Raw genomic sequence first — 1,101 nt, 5'->3', positions numbered from 1 at the left:
CTGGTGATGTGCCTGGGCCTGCTGCCCGTCACCGCCTCGGCGGCGGAGGCAAATTTGCCCGACTGGTATTTCCTGTTCGCCATCTTCAAGAACGTGGACGCCGACGGTAAAGACAAAAACGGCAAAGCCGTGCATGTAAAATATTCCATGCCCCAGGACGAAATCAATGGTATCCATGATGGCGCTCAAGAATTTGAAATATATATGAATTCACTTGGGGTGATGCGTGCCCATGTGGAGGTGGTGGAGATTGATGAGTCCCTCACAGAATTGCATAACGATTATAGCGGCGGGTCCTATGTCGCTTATGATCAGGCAACTCCCCTTCTAAAGAAGAAGGTGGACCTGGACCGATATGACCATGTTTCTTGTATTGTCAACTTGGATACCCTTGCCACGGGCTATGGGGGAATAACCAGCGGTGAATTTGAGAACGGAAATGGCCACTCGTGTATCAACTGTGCAGCTGTACCTAGATGGACCAAGGGCACATATCCTTGGTCGCCAGGCTATCCAGTCCATGAATTTCTGCATTTTATGGAACGTATGAACAAACGATGGGGCAAGGAGTTCGGCCTGCATGACATTATGCATAACTTTTATACACGTGTGAACGAAGAGTATGAAGAATGCTATACGGATATCCTATTGAACCGGGCCAAAGGGACTGCCGGAACCGGCGTACACCCCGCCGTGTGGCAGTATCCGCCCCATGTGCTGCGGACTATGACGGAGCTGACGATTCCGTCCAGTGTTACCAGCGTTGGGAGCTGGGCATTTGCAAACTTTACAACTTTGACTAGAGTAAACGTTCCATCCAGCGTTACCAACATCGGGAGGACTGCGTTCCAGAGTTGTACCAGCCTGACCAGCGTAAGCCTCCCGGTCAGTATAACCCATGTAGAAGACTATACATTTGCAAATTGTCCCAGTTTGACCGACGTGTATTACAGCGGCACTGAAGCCCAGTGGAAGGCCATCCAGATCAGCAGCGTAAGCAACTCGGCCCTGACCAATGCCAACATCCACTACAACCACCTGATGGCGGATGTGAAAACCACCGACTGGTTCGCCCAGCCTGTGATGTGGGCGGTGGAGAAT

General features: G+C 51.2%; 1 protein-coding gene. It reads left to right on the top strand.

The annotated features are described in order from the left end of the window. Window positions 1–204: 204 nt before the first annotated feature. Window positions 205–1,101: leucine-rich repeat domain-containing protein (locus tag D1646_RS22325; protein ID WP_207709453.1), on the top strand; the 897-nt coding region annotated here is incomplete at its 3' end.

Origin of the sequence: Pseudoflavonifractor sp. 60, assembly GCF_009911645.1 — a bacterium.
In the GTDB taxonomy this organism is placed as follows: Bacteria; Bacillota; Clostridia; order Oscillospirales; family Oscillospiraceae; genus Lawsonibacter.
This window is presented reverse-complemented; position numbering and strand designations above follow the sequence as displayed.